Genomic DNA, 23,697 nt, shown 5'->3' on the forward strand with positions numbered 1-23,697 from the left:
GCGGCCGCGGCCGCAGCGGCACGACTCACGGGGGGCCCGCCTTGTAACCCACCCCGCGCACGGTCAGCACGACCTCGGGCTTCTCGGGGTCGCGCTCGATCTTGGCGCGCAGCCGCTGCACGTGCACGTTCACCAGCCGGGTGTCCGCGGCGTGCCGGTAGCCCCACACCTGCTCGAGCAGCAGCTCCCGGGTGAACACCTGGCGCGGCTTGCGGGCCAGGGCGACCAGCAGGTCGAACTCCAGCGGCGTCAGCGCGATCGGGACGCCGTCCCGGGTGACCTGGTGCGCGGGAACGTCGATCTGGACGTCCCCGATGGCCAGGTTCTCCGCCTGCCCCGTCTCCCCCCGGCGCAGCTGGGCGCGCACGCGCGCCACCAGCTCCACCGGCTTGAACGGCTTGGTGACGTAGTCGTCGGCGCCGGCCTCGAGGCCCTGGACGACGTCGATCGTGTCCCCCTTGGCCGTCAGCATGACGATCGGCACCGTCGACTGGGTGCGGATGTCCTGGCAGATCTGCAGGCCGTTGCGGCCGGGCAGCATCAGGTCCAGGAGCACCAGGTCGGGTCGGGTCTGCTGGAAGACGCCGACTGCGCGGTTGCCGTCGGAGACGAACGCCGGTTCGTACCCCTCGCGGCGCAGCACGATGCCGAGCATCTCCGCGAGGGCGGCGTCGTCGTCGACGACCAGGACACGGCCGCGACTGGGCCCGTTCTGGGGAGCGGTGGGTGGCACGGGGCCCATTCTGCGCTGTCAGGCAAGGAAAGCGGCCCACCCATCAGGGTGAGCCGCTCTCCCGGACGACTGATGGAACGGCCCCGCTGCAGGGTCCCGGCCTGAGCTTGCGAAGGCTGGGGGGGCAGCGGGGTCCTCTTTCAGTAGCGGTAGTGGTCGCTCTTGAACGGACCCTCGACCGGGACGCCGATGTAGTCGGCCTGCACCTTGGTGAGCTCGGTGAGCTTGACGCCGAGGGCGTCGAGGTGCAGCCGGGCGACGTGCTCGTCGAGCTTCTTCGGGAGCACGGTGACGCCCGGGGTCTGGCCCTCGTAGGCCGCCCGGTTGTTCCACAGCTCGATCTGGGCGAGCACCTGGTTGGAGAACGAGGCGCTCATGACGAAGCTGGGGTGCCCGGTGGCGTTGCCGAGGTTCAGCAGCCGGCCCTCGGAGAGCACGATGATCGTGTGGCCGTCGGCGAACCGCCACTCGTCGACCTGCGGCTTGACCGTCGTCCGGGTGATGCCGGGCGTGCGGGCCAGCCCGGCCATGTCGATCTCGTTGTCGAAGTGCCCGATGTTGCCGATGATCGCCTGGTGCTTGGTCCGACCGAGCTGCTCGGCGCTGATGATGTCCTTGTTGCCGGTCGTGGTGATGATGATGTCGGCCTTGCCGATGACCTCGTCGAGGGTGGTCACCTCGTAGCCGTGCATCGCCGCCTGCAGCGCGCAGATCGGGTCGATCTCGGTGACGATCACGCGGGCGCCCTGGCCGCGCAGCGACTCCGCGCAGCCCTTGCCGACGTCGCCGTACCCGCAGACCACGGCGACCTTGCCGCCGATCATGACGTCGGTGGCGCGGTTGAGGCCGTCGATCAGCGAGTGGCGGCAGCCGTAGAGGTTGTCGAACTTGCTCTTGGTGACCGAGTCGTTGACGTTGATCGCCGGGAAGAGCAGGCGACCGTCGCGCGCGAGCTCGTAGAGCCGCATGACGCCGGTGGTGGTCTCCTCGGTGACGCCCTTGATCGCCTGGCCGATGCGGGTCCAGTAGCCCTTGTCCTCGGCGAGGGTGCCGCGCAGGACGTCGAGGATGACCCCGTACTCCTCGGAGTCGGCCTCGGTCGTGTCGGGGACGACGCCGTCGCCCTCGAAGCGGGTGCCGAGGTGCACCAGGAGGGTCGCGTCGCCGCCGTCGTCGAGCAGCATGTTCGGGCCGACGACCTCGCCGGAGGAGTCCCGGAACTCGAACAGGCGCTGCGTGCACCACCAGTACTCCTCCAGCGTCTCGCCCTTCCAGGCGAACACCGGGACGCCGGCGGGCTGCTCGGGGGTGCCCTCACCCACGACGACGGCCGCGGCGGCGTGGTCCTGCGTGGAGAAGATGTTGCAGCTGACCCAGCGCACGTCGGCGCCCAGCGCGGTCAGCGTCTCGATGAGGACGGCGGTCTGCACCGTCATGTGCAGCGAGCCGGCGATGCGGGCGCCGGCCAGGGGCTGCGCGTCGCCGTACTCGGCGCGCAGCGCCATCAGGCCGGGCATCTCGTGCTCGGCGAGCTGCATCTCCTTGCGGCCGAAGCCGGCGAGGGAGAGGTCGGCGACCTTGAAGTCGCCGTCGGTCAGTACGTGGGTCACTGTCGCTCCAGGGGTTGGCCCGGCTCCGAGGCCGGACGCGTGATGTCGGGATGCAAGGTCGCTGCGATCCCCGCGCACGGCGGGGAGAGCGAGCATGCCGAGGCTTCGGCGGGGCTCGTGCCGTCACCCAGGGTACCCGGAGGAACGACGATCGGGTGACCCGTGCTCAGGGGAGGTTGGTGGTCGCCCGGTAGAGGACGGCGGGGCCGCGAGCGCTGACCGGGGCCCCGGCCGGCACGAAGACCGACTGCCCCTTGCCCAGCGTCACCTCGCCGTCGGCCGACCCGAGCACCGCGGTGCCCTCGGTGCAGAGCACGACCTGCGGGCCGCTGGTGGTCAGCGTCCCGGGATCGGTGCCGAGCTGGCAGCGGGTGAGGTCGAAGTCCTCGACCGGCACCGGGTAGCGCAGCCCGCCGGGCCCGAGCACCGGGTGGAGCACCGGAACCTTGCCGTCGGAGAAGTCGAGGACCTCGATGAGCGCGGCCAGGTCGACGTGCTTGGCGGTGAGCCCGCCGCGCAGCACGTTGTCGGAGCTGGCCATGACCTCCACGCCGGCGCCGGACAGGTAGGCGTGCAGGTTGCCGGCGGGCAGGTAGACGGCCTCGCCCGGGGCGAGCTTGAGGTGGTTGCACATCAGCGAGATGACGACGCCGGCGTCACCGGGGTAGGTCGTCGCCAGGGAGGCGGCCCACCGGTAGGTGTTGATGAACTCCGGGTCGTGCGCGGCGACGAACCGGGAGGCAGCCTCGGCCACCGCGCTCACCAGCGCCGTGCGGCGCTTGCCCGACAGGGCGATCAGCTGCGGGATGGCGGCCTGCAGCCCGCCGCGGGCCAGTGCGGCGATCGTCGGCTTCAGGTCGGGGACCTGGAGCTTGGCCAGGCAGTGCAGCGACTCCTCGACCGGCCGGAAGCCGCACAGCGCCTCGAAGGTGGTCAGCGCGAGCAGCAGCTCCGGCTTGTGGAACGGGTCCTTGAAGGTGCGGGTCGGATCGTCCCGCGGGATGCCGGCGGCCTCCTCGGCGGTGAAGCCGGCCTGCGCCTGCTCGGTGGTCGGGTGCGCCTGCAACGACAGCGGCGTGTCGGCGGCCAGCACCTTGAGCAGGAACGGCAGCCGGGGGCCGAAGCGTGCCACCGCGGCCGGCCCGAGCAGCGCCTCCGGGTCGCTCGCGATCGCCACGTTGAGCGGGCGGCCGTCGGGAAGCAGGCTCGGCTCGTCGGGGTGGGCACCCACCCACAGCTCGGCGTGCGGCCGGTCGGCCGGAACGGGCAGCCCCAGGAGCTCCGGGATCACCGTCCGGCTACCCCACGGGTAGTAGCGCACGCCGTTGCTGAGCTGCCACATCGAGGTCAGGCTACGGTGCGCGCCCGACCGGCGGGTACGCCCCGAGGCCACCGGGACGCGGATCACCCTCCAAGGAGGGAGGTCTCCGGCGCGGCGGCCCGCACGTCGGGCGCGCCGAGCCGGGCCGCGTCGGCGGTGTGGTCGTCGGGCATGCGCTGCGACTCGCGCTCGGCGGCCACGCGCGCGGTGTAGTGCTCGACCTCGCGCTCGGTCCGCTCGGCGTCCCAGCCCAGCGGGCCGGCCATCAGCGCGGCCACCTGCGGCGCCGACTCCACCCCGCGGTGCCCGGTCTCGATCGACACCCGCGTCCGGCGGGTCAGGACGTCGTCGAGGTGCAGCGCCCCCTCGGCGGTGACCGCGTGGACGACCTCGGCGGCGAGGTAGGCCGGAGCACCGGCGAGCGGCCGACCGAGCTCCGGGTCGGCGCGCACCAGGTCGAGCAGATCGCTCACCCTGTCCCCGTGCCGGTGCAGCAGTCGCCGGACCGCCTCCTCCGGCAGCCCGGCTCCGGCCGCCAGCTCCGCGGCGCGGTCGCGGACGAGGGCCCAGTCCCGGGCCCCGACGAGCGGCAGGTGCGCCGTCCGCGACGCGGGCACGCCCGGCAACCCCGCGGCCGCGGCGTCGACGGCGTCCTCGGCCATCACCCGGTAGGTCGTGTACTTCCCGCCGGCGACCAGCACCAGCCCGGGCACGGGCGTGACGACGGCGTGCTCGCGGGACAGCCGGCTGGTCTCGTCGGACTCGCCGGCGAGCAGGGGCCGCAGGCCCGCGTAGACGCCGAGGATCTGGTCGGGGGTGACCGGCCGGGTGAGCACGCGGTTGACCTGGTCGAGGAGGTAGGCGATGTCGGCACTGCTCGCGGCCGGGTGCGCACGGTCCAGCTTCCACGGCGTGTCGGTCGTGCCGATGATCCAGTGCTCGCCCCACGGGATGACGAACAGCACGCTCGTCGTCGTCCGCAGGATCAGACCGGTCGGCGGCATCCTTCCCTCGCCCACCACACCCCCGTCGACCGCCGACCGGGGCACCACCAGGTGCACGCCCTTGGAGGCACGCACCCGCAGGCTGGGCGCGGAGTCGCCGAGCATCGCCCCGATGTCGTCGCTCCAGACGCCGGTGGCGGCCACCACGCTGCGCGCCCGGACGGTGAAGGTGGAGCCGTCGGTGAGGTCGGCCGCGTGCACGCCGACGACCGGCGCCCTGTCTCCCCCGCCGTCCCGCAGCAGGCCCACGACCCGCGCGCTGGAGAGCACCCGCGCGCCGTATCCGGCGGCGGTGCGGACGACGGCCAGCGTGTGCCGGGCGTCGTCGACCTGGGCGTCCCAGTAGCGGATCGCCCCGCGGACGACGTCGGCGCGCAGGCCCGGGAAGGCCGCCAGGGTCGCCCGCCGGGAGAGGTGCCGGTGGGTCGGGATCTCCCGCTCGCTGGTCAGCGCGGCGCCGAGCACGTCGTAGAGCGCGATGCCGGCGCCGAAGTACGCGCGCTGCCAGACCGGCGCCGTGAGCGGCAGCAGGAAGGGCAGCGGGGTCACCAGGTGCGGGGCGATGGTCTGGACGAGGCGCGCCCGTTCCTGCAGCGCCTCGTGCACCAGCGGGAACGCCAACTGCTCGAGGTAGCGCAGCCCGCCGTGGATCAGCTTGCTGGACCGGCTGGAGGTGCCGGCCGCCCAGTCCCGCGCCTCGAGCAGCGCGACCGACAGCCCGCGGCTCGCGGCGTCGAGCGCGGCGCCCGCGCCGGTGACCCCGCCGCCGATGACGAGGACGTCGACGACCTCCTCGACCAGCCGGGCGCGGTCGGCCCGCCGGCGCTCCGGCGAGAGCTGCGTCCGTGCCATGCCCTCCACTGTCCCTGGCTCCGGTGGCGCGGCGCTGCGATCCGGATCACACGCGCGCGCCGGCTAGTGCCCCGCGGGCTCCCCGGCGGGCTGGGCCTTGCGCCGGTGCCAGGTGAGGTTGCCGACGAGCACCACCACGACGCCGACGACGAGCCCGAGGAGGGCGCTGGCGACCGTGTTGACCAGCCAGGCCACGACCCCGCCGAGGGCCCCGGTGGCCTCGTGCGCCAGCTCCTCGAGGTGGTGGACGGCGTCGTAGATCGCGTGCAGGCCCAGCTCGTCGGTGCCCACCAGGATGATGTGGCCGCCGACCCACAGCATGGCGGCGGTCCCGACGACGGTGAGCGCGGTGAGCAGCCGCGGCATCGCCTTCACCAGCCCGTGGCCGAACCGGGAGATCCTCTTGCCGGCGCGCTGCGACAGCGACAGCCCGACGTCATCCATCTTCACGATCAGGCCGACGACGCCGTACACGAGAACGGTGATCCCGACCGCGACGACCGCGAGGATGATGGCCCGGGACACGAACGCCTCGTCGGCTACCTCGTTGAGCGAGATGACCATGATCTCCGCCGACAGGATGAAGTCGGTGCGCACGGCCCCGGACACGATCGTCTTCTCGTCGGGCATCGCCTGCTGCACCGACGCGTGATCCTCGTGGTGGCCGCTGAGTCTGTGCCAGACCTTCTCCGCACCCTCGTAGCACAGGTAGGCGCCACCGATCATCAGGATCGGGGTGAGGAGGAACGGCAGGAACTGACTGAGCAGCAGGATCGCGGGCAGGATGATCAGCAGCTTGTTGCGCAGCGATCCGACGGCGATGCGCCGGATGATCGGCAGCTCCCGCTCCGCCGCCAGGCCGTGCACGTACTGCGGGGTGACCGCCGTGTCGTCGACGACGACGCCGGCCGCCTTCACGCTGGCCCGCCCAGCAGCGGCCCCGATGTCGTCGATGGACGCGGCGGCCGCGCGCGCCAGCACCGCCACGTCGTCGAGCAGGGCTACGAGTCCACCGGCCACGGGACGTCCTTCCGGTCGGTCATCAGCTGCGTGCTGTCTCGGTGATGGTGCCCGCGCGGTACCCACCGGAGGTCCGTCGAACGCCCCGGACGGAGGAGACCGGGGTGCTCATGTCCCGAGCGCTCTCTCGTTGTCCAGCGCCAGCGCCAGGTACACCGCCGTGAAGTCGGCGACGGCGAGCTGCCGGGCCAGGCGCGGCAGCCGGGCGAAGCGCGCGGGATCGCCGTGCTCGGCCAGCCCGCTGACCGGGATGTTGTGCGTCGCCGCGGTCCGCAGCACCTCGTGCATGGCCTCGGCGGCCGAGCGGGGTTCCCGCTCCCCCGCGCCGTCGTGCTCGCCGGCGTCGGTGTCGCGGATGGTGATCAGCCGCAACCGGCGCCCCTCGTCCGCCGACCGGTCCCGGAAGAAGTCCTCGGTCTCGCTGGGCGCCAGCGGTCCGCGCAGCACGGCACAGGCGGCCACCCGCTGGTCGGGCAGCCGGAAGGTGGTGGCCGGCAGACCCGCCAGGGTGGCGAGCTGGTCGGCGATCCGGATGGCCGCGGCACCCGCCAGCGGCCCCTCGGCGGCGATCACCGGCAGCGCGTCCATCAGCTCGAGCGCCAGCGTCTTGGCCGGGTTGACGAACGACTCCTGGGCCGGCCCGCACTCACCGGCCACCTCGTCGAGGGCGGCGGCGATCGCCTCGGGTTCGGCCGCGTCCGCGGGCAGCAGGCCCAGCTCGGTGACCAGCAGGAGCATCGGCGTGAGCAGCGACCAGAGCGTGGTGTGCCTCACCCGGGACCGGGGCAGCTGCACGTAGGGCGCCCGCGCGGTGGCGCACGCCGCGTGCAGCGGCGCGTCCTCGGCCCCGATGCCGAGCAGCGCCACCCCGCGCCGGGCCGCCTCGTAGGCGGGGGCCACGGCATAGGCGCCGGCCCCGGTGCGGGTCGCCACGACCGCGATGTCGCTCGGTCCGGTCCACACCGGGAGCACCGGCCCGGGGACGACGTCGACGGTGACCGGGCTTGCCGAGCCCAGCAGCGCCCGTAGCACCGACGCGGCGACGGCCCCCTCCCGGCGGGCCACGATCACCAGCCCCCGGGGACGGCCGCCCTCGGTCACCCGGCCCAGACCGGCCTCCGCGGTCAGCCGGGCGGTCTCGCGCACCTGTGCCCCCGCCCCGGCGACGGCCGGCAGCAGGCCCCGGGGGTCGCGGGCGCGGAGCACCTCGAGGTCGTCGAGGACCTCTTCGGCGAACTCGGGCGGGGTCACGAGCGGCCCGTCACAGCGTCCGGTGCCGGGCCTCGTCGAGCAGCAGCACCGGGATCCCGTCGCGCACCGGGAAGGCGCGGTCGCAGGTGGTGCACAGCAGCTCGCTCGCTGCCTCGTCCACGGTCAGCGGGCTGTGGTGGGTGTCGGGGCACGCCAGGATCGCCAGCAGGTCGGGATCGAGGCCCAACGGACCCGTGCCGCCGCCGCTCACGACCGCACCATCTCGAGCACCTGGTCGCGCACCTGGGCCATCCTCTGCTCGTCGGGGGCTTCCACGTTCAGCCGCAGCAGCGGCTCGGTGTTGCTGGCGCGCAGGTTGAACCACGCGCCGTCGGGCAGGTGGACGGTCAGCCCGTCCAGGTCGTCGACGGTCGCACCGTCCTGCGCGGCGAACGTCTCGCGGACCCGGGCCGTGCTGGCCCGCGCGTCCGCGACGGTGGAGTTGATCTCCCCCGAGGCGGCGTACCGGCTGTAGGCCGCGGTGAGCTCGGACAACGGAGCGCTCTGCTCCCCCAGCGCCGCGAGCACGTGCATCGCGGCGAGCATGCCGGTGTCGGCCCGCCAGAAGTCGCGAAAGTAATAGTGCGCGGAGTGCTCGCCGCCGAAGACGGCGTCGGTGCGCGCCATCTCCGCCTTGATGAACGAGTGCCCGACCCGGGTGCGCACCGGCGTGCCGCCGTGCTCGCGGACGATCTCCGGCACCGCCTGCGAGGTGATCAGGTTGTGGATGATCGTCGTCCCGCGGCCCGTGGCCAGCTCCCGGACGGCGACGAGCGCCGTGATCGCCGACGGGCTGACCGGCTCGCCCCGCTCGTCGACGACGAAGACCCGGTCGGCGTCGCCGTCGAAGGCCAGGCCGATGTCGGCGTCGTGCTCCCGGACCGCCTTCTGCAGGTCGACCAGGTTCGCCGGCTCGAGCGGGTTGGCCTCGTGGTTGGGGAACGAGCCGTCGAGCTCGAAGTACAGCGGGACGATCTCCAGCGGCAGCCCGTCGAGCACGACGGGCACGGTGTACCCGCCCATCCCGTTGCCGGCGTCCACCACGACCTTCAGCGGGCGGATCCCGGTGAGGTCGACCAGGGCGCGCAGGTAGGCGGCGTACTCCTGGACGATCTCCCGGGCGGTCACGTCGCCGACCCGGTCGGGGGTGCGGTCGTAGCTGTCGCGCTCGGCCCACTCGCGGATGGTGGCCAGGCCCGAGTCCTGGCCGATCGGCGCCGCGCCCGCCCGGCACATCTTGATCCCGTTGTACTGGGCGGGGTTGTGGCTGGCCGTGAACATGGCGCCGGGCAGGTCCAGCGAGCCGGCGGCGAAGTAGAGCATGTCGGTCGAGCCCAGGCCCGCCTCGACGACGTCGAGCCCGCGGCCGATCACGCCCTCGGCGAAGGCGCGCGAGAGAGGCACCGACGAGTCGCGCATGTCGTGGGCGGTCACCACCGCGGTCGCGCCGGTCTCCTCCGCGACGAACTCGGCGAACGCGGCCCCGATGGCGCGCGCGACGTCCTCGTCCCACTGATCGGGCACGACGCCGCGGACGTCGTAGGCCTTGATGATCGATGAGAGGTCTCGCACGTCCGCGACCCTATCGGCGCGCCTGGTGAGGTGCTGGAACGGCCGCCCTGCGAGGGGAAGGGCGGGGCCGTGTCAGGGGATGTCGGGAAGGACGCGCAGGTGCCCGCGGCGGGTGCCGCTGCCGTCGTCGGCCGGGTCGCGCGGCGGCTCGGGGCGGGCCGCCTCGCGGACGGCGTCGGCCAGAGCGAGCAGGTCGTCGCCGGTCGGGCCGGAGTCCTCGAGGTCGATCTCGTGCCGGACGACCTCCCAGCCACGCGGCACCGTCAGGCGCTCGGCGTGGAACTCGCAGAGGTCGTAGCTGTGCGGCTCCGAGAAGGTCGCCAACGGCCCGACAACGGCCGTCGACTCCGCGTACACGTACGTCAGGGTCGCCGCTGCCGGTTGCGCGCAGCCGCTGCGCGAGCAGCGACGTGACTGCCTCACCACCGGTTCCTCACGCCAGGCACAGTAATCCTGCCCAGCGGCCGATGGGAGCAGGCGCACCGGAAATCTGGGTGTGCACGGAACGCCCCGTCCCATCCTGCACGATGACCCCGTGGGCACCGACAGGGGTCTCCGGAGCCCGCCCCCGCGCCGTAGTCTTCGCCCGTCATGAGCGGAAAACGTCCACCGCGCCGCCCGGCGAGATCCCGCCGCGACCGCCACGGCCGCGGCCTGCGCGGCCGGCTGGTGCCCGACGAGGTCCCGCTGGCCCGCAGCCGCGCGGAGCAGTTCGACGACCTGGTCCTCGACGCGGTCGAGGACATCGAGCGCCGCTGGCAGCGGGAGCTGGCCGGGGTGGAGTTCGCCGTCGAGGACGTCCCGTGGGTCGAGCACACCAGCCCCGACGAGGTCGTGCTCGACGCCGATGTGCTCGACGACGGCAGCGTGCCGCTGGCCCGGGTGCTGCCCGCGCACCGGGAGAACGGCACCGAGGTGCCGCCGCGCATCGTGGTCTACCGGCGGCCGCTGGAGATCCGCGCGCACGACCGCGAGGACCTCGCCGACCTGGTCCGCGACGTCGTCGTCGACCAGGTGGCCGTGCTGCTCGGCCGCGATCCCGAGGAGATCGACCCCACGGCCTGACCGGTCGTCGCGGTCCCGCGGTGGACCGGCTCCCCGCGGGCCACGACCCGCGCGCCGGCCCCTGACATGCTGGTCGGGATGGACATCGGAGCGGCACGGGCGGCGGTGGAGCCCTGGATCGCGCTCGGTGTCCTGCTGGGGATCGCCGGGCTCCTGCTCACCGGTCTCGTCGCCCTCCTCGTGGCCCGCCGGCGCACCGCTCCGCGCGGCGCCGCACCCGCGCAGCGCTGGCCCGACGACGACCTGCCCGGCTTCCTGGCGACCCCGCCCGGATCCGCACCGCCCGGTTTCGCGCAGCGGCCGGCCGGCGACACCGCCGTCCCCCTCGCCGTCCCGGCCCCGCGCGCGACCGCGCCGTCCCGCCCGGCCCCGCCGTCCGCCCGCTCCCTCGCCCTCGGCGCCGCCGCCCTGCTCCTCGTGGCGACCGTCGTCGTCGCCGCCGTGGCCGCGGCGGTCCCCCGCGAGCGGCACGGCCCCGACCGGGACGGGCGCGCCGACCGGGGCGACGCCCACCGCCCCGGCCCGGCAGGCGCGGCCACCGAGGCCCGGTTGACGTTCGAGGGCGTCGTGCTGGAGGAGCGCGCGGTGGGCGTGACCGTCACCTACCCGGAGCTGGTGCTGCAGGGCGGGGTCGCCTCCCTCACGCTGCCGACCTGGAACTGCCTGGCGAGCGAGGCGCCCGACGACCCGGTCGCCGAAGGGTGCGCCGCCGGGCGCACCGAGTACGCCGAGCTGGGCGCCCCCGGCCTCGCGGTGACCCGGACCGGCGACGGGCTGCGGCTGCGCGGCGAGTTCGCCACGGCCACCCGCCCCACCTCCGGTGCCGACGAGCCCACCGGGCGCGCCTACGACCTCGTCGTCACGGTCACCTCGGACGGCCGGGCCCGGCCCGGCCGATGGACGCCCGCGAACGGGGAGCTGGAGCTCGGCGGGCGGCAGGCCGCGTCGGTCGAGGGCGAGCTGCGGCTCGGCCGCTGACGGTCAGCGGGGCCAGCGGCGGGCGGGCACGGTCAGTCCCACCAGGGGCACACCCATCTCGGTGTCCAGCCCGCCGATCGTCGTGGTCCCCCACCAGGGCCACCGGTCGGCCCCGTCGACCAGCGTGAGCAGCGCCGCGCGGACGACGCCCCGGTGCTCGACGACCGCGAGTTCCAGCTGGTCGATCGCGACGTGCAGCCGGGCGGCCGCCCGCAGGAACCGCCGGGCGCGCGGCCGGAGGCCGGCGACCGGCAGGACGGGCAGCCACCGTTCCAGCGCGACCGGGTCCCGGGTGCGGAGGACATCGCCGACCTCGTCGAGCCGGTCGACCAGGCCGCGGCTGCGCGTGGTGGCGACCACCGACGTCGGCAGCCGGGCGGCGAGTGCGGCCACCGTGGGGTCACCCAGCGGCAGGCCGGCGAGGTCCACCGTCGCCGGGCCGCGCAGCGAGTCGAGCAGCGCGGTGATCCCGCCGGCCAGCAGGGCGGCCGCCGCCGGGTCCCGGGCGAGGAGCCGGCCCGGCGGGCGGCCCTGGGGCCGCGCGTCGGTGCCGGCGCCCAGCAGCGTGACGGCGGTCCACGGACCGCGGCGGCGCAGCTCGAGGAAGGCCACCGCCTCCGGCCGCCCCTGGGCAACCGCCTGGACGCCGGCCTCGACGACCACCGCGACCGGCCGGGCCCGGGGATGCCGCGTCGCGCCCTCGTCGAGGACGGCGGTGAGCCAGGGGCCGCGCGCCGGGACCGGGGCCCGCAGGGCGGCCATCAGCGGACCGGCGGCGCGGACCTCCCGGACCACGCGGGCCCGGCCGATCGCCACCCGGGTGAACACGGCCCGAATACGACCACAGCCGCCGACACGAGGTGTCGGCGGCTGTGGAGGGACCCTTCCGGGTCGGGGTTCAGACGGCGCGGCGGCGCAGCCGGCGACGCTCGCGCTCGGAGAGCCCGCCCCAGATGCCGAAGCGCTCGTCGTTGGCCAGCGCGTACTCGAGGCACTGGGCCTTGACCTCGCAGCCGGTGCAGATCTTCTTCGCCTCGCGGGTCGAGCCGCCCTTCTCGGGGAAGAACGCCTCCGGGTCGGTCTCGGCGCACAGCGCCTGCTCCTGCCACGACTGCGCGTCGGCCTCCAGGCCGATGCCCAGCAGCCCGGCGATGCCCTGGCTCTGTCCCAGACCACCCGTCATGCCGATCCCCTGGCCGGCGCCTGCCCCGATCCGGTCCGTGGACCGCTCGGACGCACTGACGTAGTCGCTCAACCAAGAAACCTCGGCCATGACGATGCGTCCCCTCTCGCTCTCGTCCCGGTGCGCGGCTCCCAGGACGATCCCGGCCCGCTCTGCACTCGATGACATCGACGGAATTACACGCGTGTCGTTGCTCAGCCGTCAACTTCGCTCGGTGTAAGCGACACGCCACACCAGCCCCACCTGTAACACGCGTTCGTCAGATCTCGTGGGGACCCTCGACACGCCCATGGAACAGTCGACAACTGCCTATGCGGAAGGATGCGTTTCGTGCAGATCGTCGTGCTCGCCGGGGGGACCGGTGGGGCTCGTTTCCTCCGCGGAGTCCGTGCCGCCGCCCCCGGGGCCCAGATCACAGCCGTCGTCAACACCGGCGACGACGTGACGATGCACGGGCTGCGCATCTGCCCGGATCTCGACACCGTCGTCTACACCCTCGGCGGCGGCATCGACGAGGAGCGCGGCTGGGGCCGCGCCGGCGAGACCTGGACGGTCAAGGAGGAGCTCGCCGCCTACGACGCCGACCCCGCCTGGTTCGGGCTCGGCGACCGCGACCTCGCGACCCACCTGATCCGCACCCGCATGCTCGACGCCGGCTACCCGCTGTCGGCCGTGACCGCGGCCCTCGCCGCCCGCTGGCAGCCGGGCGTCACCGTGCTGCCGATGAGCGACCAGCGGGTCGAGACCCACGTCGTCGTCCCCGATCCGGACAGCGGGCGCCCGCAGGCGATCCACTTCCAGGAGTGGTGGGTCCGCCACCGGGCGGCTCTGGAGCCCTCGGCCTTCGTCCAGGTCGGCGTCGACGCCGCCCGCCCCGGGCCGGGGGTGGTCGAGGCCTTCGCCGCGGCCGACGCGATCCTGCTGGCGCCCTCGAACCCGGTGGTGTCGATCGGCACGATCCTCGGGGTCCCGGGCCTGCGGGAGGCGCTGCTCGCCTCACCCGCCCGGATCGCCGGTGTCTCGCCCATCGTCGGCGGGGCGGTCGTGCGCGGCATGGCCGACCGCTGCCTGCCGGTGCTCGGCATCGAGGTGAGCGCGCAGGGTGTCGGCCGGCACTACGGCGCCCGCACCGACGGCGGCCTGCTCGACGCCTGGCTCGTCGCACCCGACGACCCGGCCGACGTGCCCGGGGTCGACGTCCGGCAGGTCCCGCTGCTGATGTCCTCTCCCGAGGCCACCGAGGCCCTCGCCCGCGCCGCCCTGGACGCCGCCCGTGGTTAGCCCGCCGGCCGGAGTTTCCGTGCACCCCGTCGCGGGGCTCCCCGAGTTCGCGCCCGGTGACGACCTCGCGGGGGCCGTCGCCGGCGCCGCGCCGTGGCTGGCCGACGGGGACGTCGTCGTCGTGACGTCCAAGGTCGTGTCGAAGGTGGAGGGTCGGCTGGTGCGGGTTCCGGCCGGCGCCGACCGCGAGGCCGTGCGCCTGCAGGCGATCGAGGACGAGGCGGTCCGCGTGGTCGCCCGCCGCGGACCGCTGGCCATCGTGCAGACCGGCCAGGGGTGGGTGGTCGCGGCCGCGGGCATCGACGCGTCCAACGTCGAGCCCGACCTGCTGGTCCTCCTCCCCGAGGACGGCGACGCCTCGGCCCGTGCCCTGCGCGACCGGCTGGCCACGCTGCTCGGCGTCGACGTGGCCGTGGTCGTCAGCGACACCTTCGGCCGGACCTGGCGGGAGGGGCTGACCGACGTCGCGGTCGGCGCGGCCGGCCTGCCGGCGCTGATCGACCACCGGGGCGCCGTGGACGCCCACGGCAACCGGCTGGAGACGACCCGGATCGCACTGGTCGACGAGCTGGCGTCGGCGGCCGACCTGGTGAAGGGCAAGCTCGAGGGCGTGCCGGTGGCCGTCGTCCGCGGGCTGCGGACGGAGCGCCCCGACCCCGATCCGGGCACCCGCCCGCTCGTGCGGCTGCCCGGCGACGACCTCTTCCCCTACGGCTCGCGCGACCTCGTCCCGTCCCGAGCGCCCAGCGCCGAGCTGGTCCCCCGGCCCGGCGACCTCGAGGCCGTGGCCGACGCCTTCCGCATCGCCAGCGCCGCGCTCCCGGAGTTCCCCGTGGTGCTCCGCTACGGCGGTGAGGACGACGGGGTCGTCGACGTGCACCTCACCGACGCGGTCACCACGACGACGGCGCTCAACCTCGGCGCGCTGCTCGGCGCCGCGATCGTGCAGCTGCACGCCGGCGGCTGGGCCACGCGCTGGGAGCCGGCCGCCACCGCCGGGGGCACCTCGCTGGTCGGGCGGCTCTGGCTCGGGACGGCGCCCTCGTGACCTGCCCGCGCGCTGCCCGCCGCGGGGGCCTTCGATAGCGTCGTCGGCGTGGAGATCCGCGAACTCGCTGTTCCCGACGCCTACGTCCTCGACCTCGTGCCGCACGGCGACCAGCGCGGCCGGTTCACCGAGTGGTACCGCGCGGACGTGCTGGCCGGCGCGACCGGCTTCGGCCTGACCCTCGCCCAGGCCAACCACAGCGTGTCGGCGCGCGGCGTCCTGCGGGGCGTCCACTTCGCGCTCGTGCCGCCGGGGCAGGCCAAGTACGTCTACTGCCCGTCGGGCAGGGTGCTCGACGTGATCGTGGACATCCGCGAGGGCTCACCCACGTTCGGCGTCCACGACTCCGTCGTCCTCGACAGCGACGAGCCCCGGGCGGTCTACCTGTCCGAGGGCCTGGGCCATGCCTTCGTCTCCCTCGCCGACAACAGCTCGGTGACCTACCTGGTGTCGACCGGCTACTCCCCCGGGCGGGAGTTCGGGATCCACCCGATGGACCCGGAGCTGGACCTCCCGTGGCCGGCGGACATGGAGTTCTCGTTCTCCGCGAAGGACCAGGCCGCCCCGACCCTCGCCGAGGCCAGGGAGCAGGGCCTGCTGCCCACGATGGAGCAGTGCGCGGCCCGGTACGCAGAACTCCGGGCCGGCGCCTGACCCTTCAGATCCGGCGGTAGTCCGTGGGCGCGTAGCGGGGTCCGCGCCGCGGCCGCCGGGGGCCACCGGCCAGCAGCAGCCGCACGACCCGCTGCCGGTGCCCGCGCCAGGGCTCGAGCAGCTCGAGCATGCCGGCGTCGTCGGTGTTCCTCCGGCCGGCGAGCGCGAAGCCCACGGTGTTCTTCAGGTGGTAGTCGCCGACGCTGACCGTGTCGGGGCAGCCCAGCGCCCGCTGCACCACCTCGGCCGCCGTCCACACCCCGATGCCCGGGATCGACCGCAGCCGCCGCTGCAGGGTCGGTGAGTCCCCCGCGACCTCCGGCTCCAGCCGGGAGGCGACCGACGCGACCGCCCGCAGCGCCCGGCGCCGGGCGCCGTCGAGACCGCAGCGGTGCCACTGCCAGTCGGTCACGTCCAGCACCCGCTGCGGCGACGGCGGGACGAGCATCCCCGCGGGCGCCGGGCCCGGCGCGGCGTCACCTGCCAGGCGCAGCAGCTCCCGCCACACCCGGTTGGCCTCGACCGTCGTCACCTTCTGCTCGAGGACGGCGGGGACGAGCGCGTCCCACGTGCGACCGGTGCGGCCCAGCCGCAGCCACCGGGTGGTGCGGTGCAGCTCGGCGACCAGCGGGTGGCCCGAGGGGTCGAAGCCCTCGGGCCGGTCGGCGGCGCCCAGCCATTCGGGCACCGCCGACCCGGCCCGCTGCGCACCCGGTCCCCACGCCGAGACGCGGACGACCCCGGCCGCCACCGCGATCCGCACCGTGGCCGGTCCGTCGGGCGTCGTCGTGGTCCGCCACAGCCCGTCGTCGGCCACCCGCATCGTCGGGTCGCCGGTGCCGCGCCGGTGCGGGCCCAGCGCCCGGACCAGGTCCAGGGGCCAGTCGGGCGTCCAGGCCGACTCGAAGGCCGACGGCGTCGCTGACAGCGTGGCGGTGCTCAGGAGTTCCCCCGGGGTGGTGCGGTGTCCGGCTCCGCTCCGGTCAGCGCGGCGCCATGCGCAGCGCGCCGTCCATCCGGATGACCTCGCCGTTGAGGTAGCCGTGCTCGACGATCGCGAGCGCCAGCTGGGCGTACTCGTCGGGCCGGCCCAGCCGCTTGGGGAAGGGTATGCCCGCCGAGAGCGCCTGCCGCGCCTCCTCGGGCAGGCTGCCCAGCAGCGGCGTGTCGACGAGGCCGGGGGCAATGGTGCACACCCGGACGCCGACGGTGGCGAGGTCGCGCGCGGCCGGCAGCGTCAGGCCGACGATGCCGCCCTTCGACGCCGCGTAGGCGATCTGCCCGATCTGCCCGTCGTAGGCCGCGATCGAGGCGGTGTTCACGATGACCCCGCGCTCGCCGTCCTCCTCCGGCTCGGTGGCGGCCATCGCCGCGGCCGCGAGACGGAGCACGTTGAAGGTGCCGACCAGGTTGACCATCACCGTCGTCGTGAAGGCCCCCAGGTCGTGCGGTTCGCCGCCGCGGCCGACGGTGCGCTGGGCCCAGCCGATGCCCGCGCAGTTGATCGCGATGCGCAGGGGGCGGTCCTTGCCGGTCGCGTCGGCGATGGCGGCCTGCACCGACGCCTCGTCGGTGACGTCGGTGCGGACGAAGGTGGTGTGCCCACCCAGTTCCGCCGCGAGCGCCGAACCGCGCTCCTCGTTCAGGTCCAGGACGGTGACGGCGACGCCCTTGGCGGCCAGCGCACGGGTGGTGGCCTCGCCGAGCCCGGAGGCTCCTCCGGACACGACAGCTGCGACATCGAAGCTCTTCATTCCGGCAAGCTATCCCGGAGGGTCGGCCTCGCTGCAGGGGCCCGCCACGAGCCTGCGAGTGGCGGGGCAGGGAGGTCCTTCTTCAGCTGTACCGGAGGCCGTACCGCTGCTCGACCTCCGCGAGCAGCGCCTTGACCCGCTCGGCGTCGGTGACCGGGCAGACCATCGTCACGTCGGCGGTGTGCACGACGATGCTGTCGCGCACGCCGACGAGCGCGACGAGGTGCTCGGGGTCGTCGCTGAGCACGACGTTGCCCGACGCGTCCAGGAGGACGGTGAGCCCGCGCACGGCGTTGCCGTCGCCGTCGACGGCCAGGGTGTGCGCCAGCGCCGGCCAGGACCCCACGTCCAGCCAGTCGACGTCGAGGTCGACGACCAGGACCCGTCCGGGCTCGGTGGCCGCCGGCTCCAGCACCGCGTAGTCGACGCTGATCTTCGGCAGGGTCGGGAAGACCTCGGCGAGCACGGCGTCCCGCGCCGGCCCGGCCGGGGCGGCCACGATCCGCCGCAGGCCGTCGGCGGTCTCGGGGAGGTGCTCGGCCAGCGCGTCGAGCACGGTGCCGGCGCGCCACACGAACATCCCCGAGTTCCAGAGGTACTCCCCCGACGCCAGGTACTGCTCGGCGGTCGCCCGGTCCGGCTTCTCCCGGAACGACGCCGCCTCCGCGACGCCGGCGGTCGCGGTGGCCGCACCGCGCTGCACGTACCCGAAGCCGGTCGCCGGCGAGGTCGGGGTGATCCCGAGGGTGACCAGCGCACGGGGGCGCTCGGCGAGTGCGGCATACGCCGTGCGCAGGGCGTCGGCGAACCGCTGGACGGGGCGGATGACGTGATCAGCGCTGACGACGGCGAGATCGGCGTCGGGGTCGACGTCGGCCACGAGGGCGGCGCTGAGGCCGACCGCGTTGGCGGTGTCCCGGGCCATGGGCTCCAGCACCAGCCGGTCGGCGCGCAGCCGCGGCAGGGCCGCCCGCACCGCGTCGGCGTAGCGCGCGGCGGTGCAGACCCAGATCCGCTCGGCCGGCAGCACCTTCTCCAGCCGCTCGAAGGCCTCGGCGAGCAGGCTGTGCGCCCCGCCGTCGGGTGTGGTGACGACGTCGAGCAGTTGCTTGGGACGGGATGCCCGCGACAGCGGCCACAGCCGTGTGCCGGATCCCCCGGCCATGATCACCGCGTGCTGCACGGGCCCTCCCTTCCGGCCGGACCGGTCACCGCCGGCGCCGGAGGCGCCACGGCCTGGGCAGTTGCGCGGCCTTCTGCTGCAACTGCGCACCGGCGCCGACCCGGTCGCTGACGTAGGAGAGCAGCATCCGGCCGCCGAGACCAGCACGGAGAGCCCAGCGCAGGGGCGCGTGTCGCCGGAGCGGGTACTGCGCCGACAGGTACCGCATCGCGCTGGTGTGGTGCACCCGCAGCATCCGCCGGGGTTCCCGCGACGTGGCGTGCCCGCCCTCGTGGGTCACCACCGCCGACGGCACGTACACGTGCAGCCAGCCCTTGCGGGTCAGGCGCTCGGCGAGGTCGACGTCCTCGAAGTACATGAAGAAGGCCGGGTCGAAGCCCCCGACGGAGTGGAACGCCGCCATGTCGACCAGGAAGCACGAGCCCGACAGCCACCCCGCGGGCCGCTCCCGCGGTTCGTCGCGCTCGCGCCGGTAGCGCGCCGTCCACGGGTTCGCCGGCCAGAGCCAGCCGAGCGCGGCGTGCCCGATGCCGGTCGACAGCGACGGCAGGTCGCGCGCCGACGGGTAGAGCTCGCCCTGCGGCGTGCGGATCGCCGGGCCCAGCGTCGCGGCGCGGGGCCAGCGCTGCGCCGCGGCGAGCAGCTCGTCGACCGCGCCGTCCTCGAAGCGGAGGTCGGGGTTGGCCACCAGGGCCCAGCCGGTGCGCAGGTCGGCGAGCGCCGCGTTCGCCGCGGCCCCGTATCCCACGTTGCCCCCGGTCGGCAGCAGCCGGACGTCGCCGTGCGCGGCCGCCACCCGCTCGGGGACGCCGTCGGTCGACCCGTTGTCGGCGAGCACGACGTCGACCGGTCGGACCGTCGCCCGCCGGAGGCTGGACACGAACTCCTCGAGAGCCTCGCCCGGCGAATAGGTGACCACCGCGACCCGCAGCGCGCCGCTCATGCGGCGGCCGCCGCGGCGTAGGCGCGCAGGTGCTCCCGCGCGCACGACCGCCAGTCGAACCCGGCGGCGCGGGTGCGGCCCGCGGCGGCGAGCTCGGCCCGGCGGGCGGGATCGGCCAGCAGCGCGGCGAGCTCCGCGGCGATCGACTCCTCGTCGGTGCCGGTGTAGGCCACGGCCTGTCCGCCGATCTCCGGGATCGCGAGCACCCGGGTGGTCAGGACCGGCGCGCCGCAGGCCATCGCCTCCAGGACCGGCAGCCCGAATCCCTCGCCGAGGCTCGGGTAGACCACCAGCTCCGCGCCGCCCAGGAACCCGGCCAGCAGCTCCAGCGGCAGGTAGCCCGGCAGGTGCAGGCGGTGCCCGGCCGGGACCTGGGCCGCGGCACGGTCGACGTCCTCGTCCCAGCCGCGGCCGCCGGCCAGCACCAGGTCGGGCGCGTCGGGCAGCGTGCTCCACGCCCGGATCAGCGCCGGCAGGTTCTTGCGCGGCTCGAGCGTGCCCAGGAAGGCGACATAGGGGCCGTCGATGCCCAGATGGGCGCGCGCGGCGGCCCGCTCCTCGTCCGTCGGCACGTGGAAGCGCTCCGGGTCGACGCCGAGGTGGGCGACGTCGACGCGCGCCGGGTCGGCGCCCGCGACCCGCACCAGCTCGTTCCGGGTGGCCGCCGACGGGGTGAGGCAGCGCCGGGCGCGGGCGAGGGAGATCCGCGTCCAGGTGCGGAAGAAGCGGCGCTTCACCGGCAGGTGCACCTCGGGGTGGGTGAAGAAGGTGGCGTCGTGCAGCGTCGTCACGACCGGCAGGCCCGGGACCAGCGGCATCGTGTAGTGCGGGCAGTGCAGCACGTCGGCGCCCGCGCGGCGGGCCAGCCGGGCGAGGCCGACCTGCTCCCAGGCGAGGCGCACGGGGATGCGCGCCGCGGCCGCCGGGGCGGCGCGCAGGTCGGCGCCCGGCACGAGCTGCGCGTAGTGGGCCAGGTCGTGCGCCTGGCAGACGACCACCAGGTCGGCGCCCTCCGCGGCCAGGGCGGGCAGGAGTTCGTCGACGTACCGGCCGACACCGCCGCGATCGGCAGGAACGGCGGTGGCGTCGACGGCCACACGGGGTGGAGGAGGCAGGACGAACTCCTGAGGGGCGGGTGGTCGGGACGGCGCGGCGGTCGGACGCGAACGGTCCGAGACTACGAGAACCGGGTCCGGGGTCCGCGCGTCCGAGGTCAGCCGCCTACGCTGCGCCCATGCGAGGGATCATCCTGGCCGGTGGCAGCGGCACACGGCTCTACCCGATCACCAAGGCGATCAGCAAGCAGCTGATGCCGATCTACGACAAGCCGATGATCTACTACCCGCTCTCCCTGCTGATGAATGCCGGGATCCGCGAGGTGCTGGTCATCACGACGCCCGAGGACCAGTCCGGTTTCCAGCGCCTGCTGGGCGACGGGTCCGAACTCGGCATCGAGATCAGCTACGCCGTCCAGCCGCGGCCCGAGGGCCTGGCCCAGGCGTTCGTCATCGGCGCGGACTTCATCGGCGACGAGTCGGTGGCCCTCGTCCTCGGCGACAACATCTTCTACGGGACCGGCCTCGGGCAGAACCTGCGGTCCAACACCGACCCGACCGGCGGGCACGTCTTCGCCTACCACGTGGCCAACCCCAGCGAGTACGGCGTCGTCGAGTTCGACGACGACGGCAAGGTGATCTCCATCGAGGAGAAGCCCGAGAAGCCGAAGAGCTCCTACGCCGTCCCGGGGCTGTACTTCTACGACAACCAGGTCGTCGACATCGCCGCGAACATCCGCCCGAGCGCGCGCGGGGAGCTCGAGATCACCGCGGTCAACGACGAGTACCTGCGTCGGGGCGAGCTCACGGTCAGCGTCCTGCCGCGCGGCACCGCGTGGCTCGACACCGGCACGCACGTCTCGATGATGCAGGCGGCCGAGTTCGTGCGGGTCGTCGAGGACCGGCAGGGCTGGAAGATCGGCTGCATCGAGGAGATCGCCTGGCGCCGCGGCTTCATCGACGACGCCCAGCTCGCGGCGCTGGCCAAGCCGCTGCAGAAGAGCGGCTACGGCGACTACCTGCTCGGCCTGCTCGACGACGTCCAGCGCTGACCGGCCACCGCGTCGGCACAGGGCCGCCGTCTCAGCACAGCGAGGCGTAGAGCTCCCACAGCTGCGCGGCCGTCCGTGACCAGCTGAAGTCCGCTGCCCGCCGCCGGCCGGCCGCGGCGAGCTGCGCGCGGGTCGACGGCGACCCCAGGACGTCCGCGAGCGCGCTCGCCAGCGCCGCGTCGTCGCCGACCGGCACGGTGACCGTGGCACCGCCGCCGACCTCCGCCAGCGCCGGCGCGTCGGAACTCACGACGGGGACGCCGGCCGCCATCGCCTCCAGCACCGGCAGGCCGAAGCCCTCGGCTCTGCTCGGGGCCACCAGCACGGCGGCTCGGGCGAGGGTCACCCCGAGGTCCTCGTCGTCCAGGCGACCGAGCAGCCGCACGCGGTCGCCGAGGCCGAGCTCGGAGGCCCGCTGCGTCACGTCGATCCCGCCCCAGCCCGGCTGGCCGACGACGAGGAGGGGGACCTCCGGGGCCGCGCGCCGGGCCAGCGCGTCGAGCAGCACGTCGAGGCCCTTGCGCGGTTCGATGGTCGCGAGCGTGACCAGGTAGTCGCCCTCGGGGAGGCCGAGCGCCGCGGCCCGGCGGTCGGCGTCGGCCGGCGGCTCGAGGCCGGCGCTCACCCCCTCCCCGACGACGACCACGGGACGGCGGAACGCGACGTGCGGCGCCAGGGCCTCGGCGACCGCCTCCGTCGGGACGACGACGGCGTCGGCGACGCGGGCGGCCCGCTCGATCATCGTGCGGTGCCAGCGCACGCCCCGCGGGGTGAGGGTCTCCGGGTGGGTCCAGGGCACCGCGTCGTGGACCGTGACGACCAGCGGCCGGCCCCGGCGGGGCGGGAACAGCGGGGTCGGGGCGTGGACGAGCCCGGCGCCCCGCGGCGCCGGGCCGACACCCCGCTCCCACGCCGCGATCAGCGGGCGCCGGGGCAGCAGGAGGCGGCGGGGAGCCGGACCGCCGGGGACGCGGGCGCCACCGACGTCGGCGTGCCACGCCGTCCAGCCGCTGACGGTGGCGCCGGGCGGGCGGTTCTCGGCGAGCGCGCGGAACACCTCGGCCGCGTAGCGGCCGGTGCCCCCCGGCACGGGGGCCAGGCACTGCTCCAGCAGGACGGCCACCGCCAGGTCGGCCCGCGGCCGGCTGTCCGGGCCGGCACCGGTCGACTGCCCTGCGGCCACCCGCAGACCGTAGCAACGGCCCCTCCGCCGCCGATCCGGACGGGCGTCGGCCGCACGACCCCCGGATGCGATGCTCTGGGCTGGGCCGACCGGTCGACCCGCACAGGAGGGCAGGGGGATGGCAGCCGAGGACTACGAGGCCACCAGCGAGCGCATGACCGAGGACAGCTACCAGTCCTCGGCCGGGGACCACCTGATCTACCTGCTCCACGTGGCCACCTACGACTGGGCCGCGAAGCAGGCGGCCGGGGCCCGGGTGCTCGACTACGGCACCGGCACCGGGTACGGCGCCGCCCGCATGGCGCCGTCGGCGGCCTCGGTCGTCGGGGTGGACGTGTCGGAGGACGCGGTGCGCTACGCCCGCGGCCGGTACTCGGCGGACAACCTGAGCTTCGAGCGGATCGCGCCGGTCGAGGAGACGCCCCTGCCGTTCCCGGACGACTCGTTCGACGTCGTGACGTCCTTCCAGGTGATCGAGCACGTCCCGTCGGCCCCGGCCTACCTCGCCGAGGCCCGGCGCGTGCTCAAGCCCGGCGGGACGCTGCTGTGCGTCACGCCCGACCGGGCCACCCGGCTCTTCCCGAAACAGCGCCCCTGGAACGTGTGGCACCTGCACGAGTTCACGCCCGAGGAGCTCACCGGCCTGGTGTCCGCGGCCGGCTTCGACGTGCAGGAGACGCTCGGGATGTCCGCCCCGGCCGACGTCATCGCCCTCGAGATCAACCGCTGCCGCAAGCTGCGGATCGCCGCCTACCCCTTCACCTTCCCCGGGGCTCCCGAGGCCTGGCGGACACGGGGGCTGCACGCGCTGAAGAAGCTCGACGGAGCCGCGTCGGCGGCGACGTCGCCGTCGGCGCCGCAGGACTTCGGCTTCGGCCTCGACGACATCGAGATCTCCGCGACCGCAGCGCCGTCGGTGAACGTCGTCGTCGTCGCCCGCGCCTGACGCGCCGCT

At 74.7% G+C, this 23,697-nt stretch carries 24 protein-coding genes; 7 read left to right on the top strand and 17 right to left on the bottom strand.

Annotation, left to right across the window (positions count from 1 at the left end; translation table 11 throughout):
• Positions 1 to 25 precede the first annotated feature (25 nt).
• The 9 genes from mtrA to ABD644_RS00570 form a co-directional block, all read right to left on the bottom strand.
• Complete coding sequence (mtrA, locus tag ABD644_RS00530; RefSeq protein WP_344686524.1) at positions 26 to 742, bottom strand: MtrAB system response regulator MtrA; 717 nt, start codon at positions 740 to 742, stop codon at positions 26 to 28.
• Between the two features lie 131 nt (positions 743 to 873).
• Positions 874 to 2,343 (bottom strand): adenosylhomocysteinase, encoded by a 1,470-nt coding sequence (gene ahcY, locus ABD644_RS00535; RefSeq protein WP_344686525.1) that lies wholly within the window; start codon positions 2,341 to 2,343, stop codon positions 874 to 876.
• Positions 2,344 to 2,509: 166 nt separating this feature from the next.
• A complete protein-coding gene (manA, locus tag ABD644_RS00540; protein WP_344686526.1) occupies positions 2,510 to 3,685 on the bottom strand; it encodes a mannose-6-phosphate isomerase, class I in 1,176 nt (391 codons plus the stop codon).
• Between the two features lie 62 nt (positions 3,686 to 3,747).
• The gene (locus ABD644_RS00545) at positions 3,748 to 5,520 is read right to left on the bottom strand and encodes a glycerol-3-phosphate dehydrogenase/oxidase (RefSeq protein WP_344686527.1); all 1,773 of its coding nucleotides are present in this window, start codon (positions 5,518 to 5,520) and stop codon (positions 3,748 to 3,750) included.
• A 63-nt stretch (positions 5,521 to 5,583) separates the two neighbouring features.
• Positions 5,584 to 6,540: a DUF808 domain-containing protein gene (locus ABD644_RS00550; protein ID WP_344686528.1), complete on the bottom strand. Its 957-nt coding sequence runs from the start codon at positions 6,538 to 6,540 to the stop codon at positions 5,584 to 5,586.
• A 108-nt stretch (positions 6,541 to 6,648) separates the two neighbouring features.
• Positions 6,649 to 7,791 carry an SIS domain-containing protein gene (locus ABD644_RS00555; RefSeq protein WP_344686529.1) on the bottom strand — a complete coding sequence of 381 codons (1,143 nt, stop codon included), beginning with the start codon at positions 7,789 to 7,791 and terminating at the stop codon, positions 6,649 to 6,651.
• A gap of 10 nt (positions 7,792 to 7,801) precedes the next feature.
• Positions 7,802 to 8,002 carry a Trm112 family protein gene (locus ABD644_RS00560; protein ID WP_425547342.1) on the bottom strand — a complete coding sequence of 67 codons (201 nt, stop codon included), beginning with the start codon at positions 8,000 to 8,002 and terminating at the stop codon, positions 7,802 to 7,804.
• Positions 7,999 to 9,363 carry a phosphomannomutase/phosphoglucomutase gene (locus ABD644_RS00565; protein ID WP_344686530.1) on the bottom strand — a complete coding sequence of 455 codons (1,365 nt, stop codon included), beginning with the start codon at positions 9,361 to 9,363 and terminating at the stop codon, positions 7,999 to 8,001. The genes ABD644_RS00560 and ABD644_RS00565 overlap by 4 nt, the downstream gene beginning before the upstream one ends.
• 72 nt (positions 9,364 to 9,435) lie before the next feature.
• Positions 9,436 to 9,786 (bottom strand): DUF3499 domain-containing protein, encoded by a 351-nt coding sequence (locus tag ABD644_RS00570; protein ID WP_344686531.1) that lies wholly within the window; start codon positions 9,784 to 9,786, stop codon positions 9,436 to 9,438.
• Between the two features lie 168 nt (positions 9,787 to 9,954).
• Between ABD644_RS00570 and ABD644_RS00575 the strand changes: the two genes are divergently transcribed.
• Both ABD644_RS00575 and ABD644_RS00580 read left to right on the top strand, forming a co-directional pair.
• Positions 9,955 to 10,428, top strand: coding sequence for a metallopeptidase family protein (locus tag ABD644_RS00575; RefSeq protein WP_344686532.1), 474 nt, complete (start codon positions 9,955 to 9,957; stop codon positions 10,426 to 10,428).
• 78 nt (positions 10,429 to 10,506) lie between these two features.
• Positions 10,507 to 11,406: a hypothetical protein gene (locus tag ABD644_RS00580; protein ID WP_344686533.1), complete on the top strand. Its 900-nt coding sequence runs from the start codon at positions 10,507 to 10,509 to the stop codon at positions 11,404 to 11,406.
• 3 nt (positions 11,407 to 11,409) lie between these two features.
• On the opposite strand, the gene ABD644_RS00585 is transcribed toward ABD644_RS00580, so the two are convergent.
• Positions 11,410 to 12,234, bottom strand: a complete 825-nt coding sequence (locus ABD644_RS00585; RefSeq protein WP_344686534.1) for a hypothetical protein — start codon at positions 12,232 to 12,234, stop codon at positions 11,410 to 11,412.
• Between the two features lie 70 nt (positions 12,235 to 12,304).
• Positions 12,305 to 12,559, bottom strand: a complete 255-nt coding sequence (locus ABD644_RS00590; RefSeq protein WP_425547377.1) for a WhiB family transcriptional regulator — start codon at positions 12,557 to 12,559, stop codon at positions 12,305 to 12,307.
• A 360-nt stretch (positions 12,560 to 12,919) separates the two neighbouring features.
• On the opposite strand from ABD644_RS00590, the gene cofD reads away from it, so the two are divergent.
• Genes cofD through ABD644_RS00605 form a run of 3 tightly spaced genes read left to right on the top strand, consistent with a single transcriptional unit; the run spans position 12,920 to position 15,572 of the window.
• On the top strand, positions 12,920 to 13,870 hold the full coding sequence (gene cofD, locus ABD644_RS00595; RefSeq protein ID WP_344686535.1) for a 2-phospho-L-lactate transferase: 951 nt from the start codon (positions 12,920 to 12,922) through the stop codon (positions 13,868 to 13,870).
• Positions 13,871 to 13,889: 19 nt separating this feature from the next.
• The gene (locus ABD644_RS00600; RefSeq protein ID WP_344686536.1) at positions 13,890 to 14,918 is read left to right on the top strand and encodes a coenzyme F420-0:L-glutamate ligase; all 1,029 of its coding nucleotides are present in this window, start codon (positions 13,890 to 13,892) and stop codon (positions 14,916 to 14,918) included.
• A 48-nt stretch (positions 14,919 to 14,966) separates the two neighbouring features.
• On the top strand, positions 14,967 to 15,572 hold the full coding sequence (locus ABD644_RS00605; protein ID WP_344686537.1) for a dTDP-4-dehydrorhamnose 3,5-epimerase family protein: 606 nt from the start codon (positions 14,967 to 14,969) through the stop codon (positions 15,570 to 15,572).
• A 4-nt stretch (positions 15,573 to 15,576) separates the two neighbouring features.
• Here ABD644_RS00605 and ABD644_RS00610 read toward each other — a convergent pair whose 3' ends face one another.
• From ABD644_RS00610 to ABD644_RS00630, 5 genes are all read right to left on the bottom strand, one after another.
• Positions 15,577 to 16,395 carry a DNA-3-methyladenine glycosylase family protein gene (locus ABD644_RS00610; protein WP_344686538.1) on the bottom strand — a complete coding sequence of 273 codons (819 nt, stop codon included), beginning with the start codon at positions 16,393 to 16,395 and terminating at the stop codon, positions 15,577 to 15,579.
• A gap of 160 nt (positions 16,396 to 16,555) precedes the next feature.
• Positions 16,556 to 17,326, bottom strand: a complete 771-nt coding sequence (locus ABD644_RS00615; RefSeq protein WP_344686539.1) for an SDR family NAD(P)-dependent oxidoreductase — start codon at positions 17,324 to 17,326, stop codon at positions 16,556 to 16,558.
• An 82-nt stretch (positions 17,327 to 17,408) separates the two neighbouring features.
• Positions 17,409 to 18,509 carry a mannose-1-phosphate guanylyltransferase gene (locus ABD644_RS00620; RefSeq protein ID WP_344686540.1) on the bottom strand — a complete coding sequence of 367 codons (1,101 nt, stop codon included), beginning with the start codon at positions 18,507 to 18,509 and terminating at the stop codon, positions 17,409 to 17,411.
• A gap of 25 nt (positions 18,510 to 18,534) precedes the next feature.
• Entirely contained in the window at positions 18,535 to 19,452 is a 918-nt protein-coding gene (locus ABD644_RS00625) for a glycosyltransferase family 2 protein (protein ID WP_344686541.1), read from the bottom strand.
• On the bottom strand, positions 19,449 to 20,549 hold the full coding sequence (locus tag ABD644_RS00630; RefSeq protein ID WP_344686542.1) for a glycosyltransferase family 4 protein: 1,101 nt from the start codon (positions 20,547 to 20,549) through the stop codon (positions 19,449 to 19,451). Before ABD644_RS00630 ends, ABD644_RS00625 begins: the two co-directional genes overlap by 4 nt.
• A gap of 137 nt (positions 20,550 to 20,686) precedes the next feature.
• Here ABD644_RS00630 and rfbA point away from each other — a divergent pair, with 137 nt between their 5' ends.
• Positions 20,687 to 21,559, top strand: a complete 873-nt coding sequence (gene rfbA, locus ABD644_RS00635; RefSeq protein WP_344686543.1) for a glucose-1-phosphate thymidylyltransferase RfbA — start codon at positions 20,687 to 20,689, stop codon at positions 21,557 to 21,559.
• Positions 21,560 to 21,590: 31 nt separating this feature from the next.
• Here the strand turns inward: rfbA and ABD644_RS00640 are convergent, their stop codons facing one another.
• Positions 21,591 to 22,742, bottom strand: coding sequence for a glycosyltransferase (locus ABD644_RS00640; protein WP_344686544.1), 1,152 nt, complete (start codon positions 22,740 to 22,742; stop codon positions 21,591 to 21,593).
• A gap of 118 nt (positions 22,743 to 22,860) precedes the next feature.
• Between ABD644_RS00640 and ABD644_RS00645 the strand changes: the two genes are divergently transcribed.
• Complete coding sequence (locus ABD644_RS00645; RefSeq protein ID WP_344686545.1) at positions 22,861 to 23,688, top strand: class I SAM-dependent methyltransferase; 828 nt, start codon at positions 22,861 to 22,863, stop codon at positions 23,686 to 23,688.
• Positions 23,689 to 23,697: the final 9 nt, after the last annotated feature.

Origin of the sequence: Blastococcus jejuensis (assembly GCF_039534705.1) — a bacterium.
Taxonomy (GTDB): Bacteria; Actinomycetota; Actinomycetes; order Mycobacteriales; family Geodermatophilaceae; genus Blastococcus_B; species Blastococcus_B jejuensis.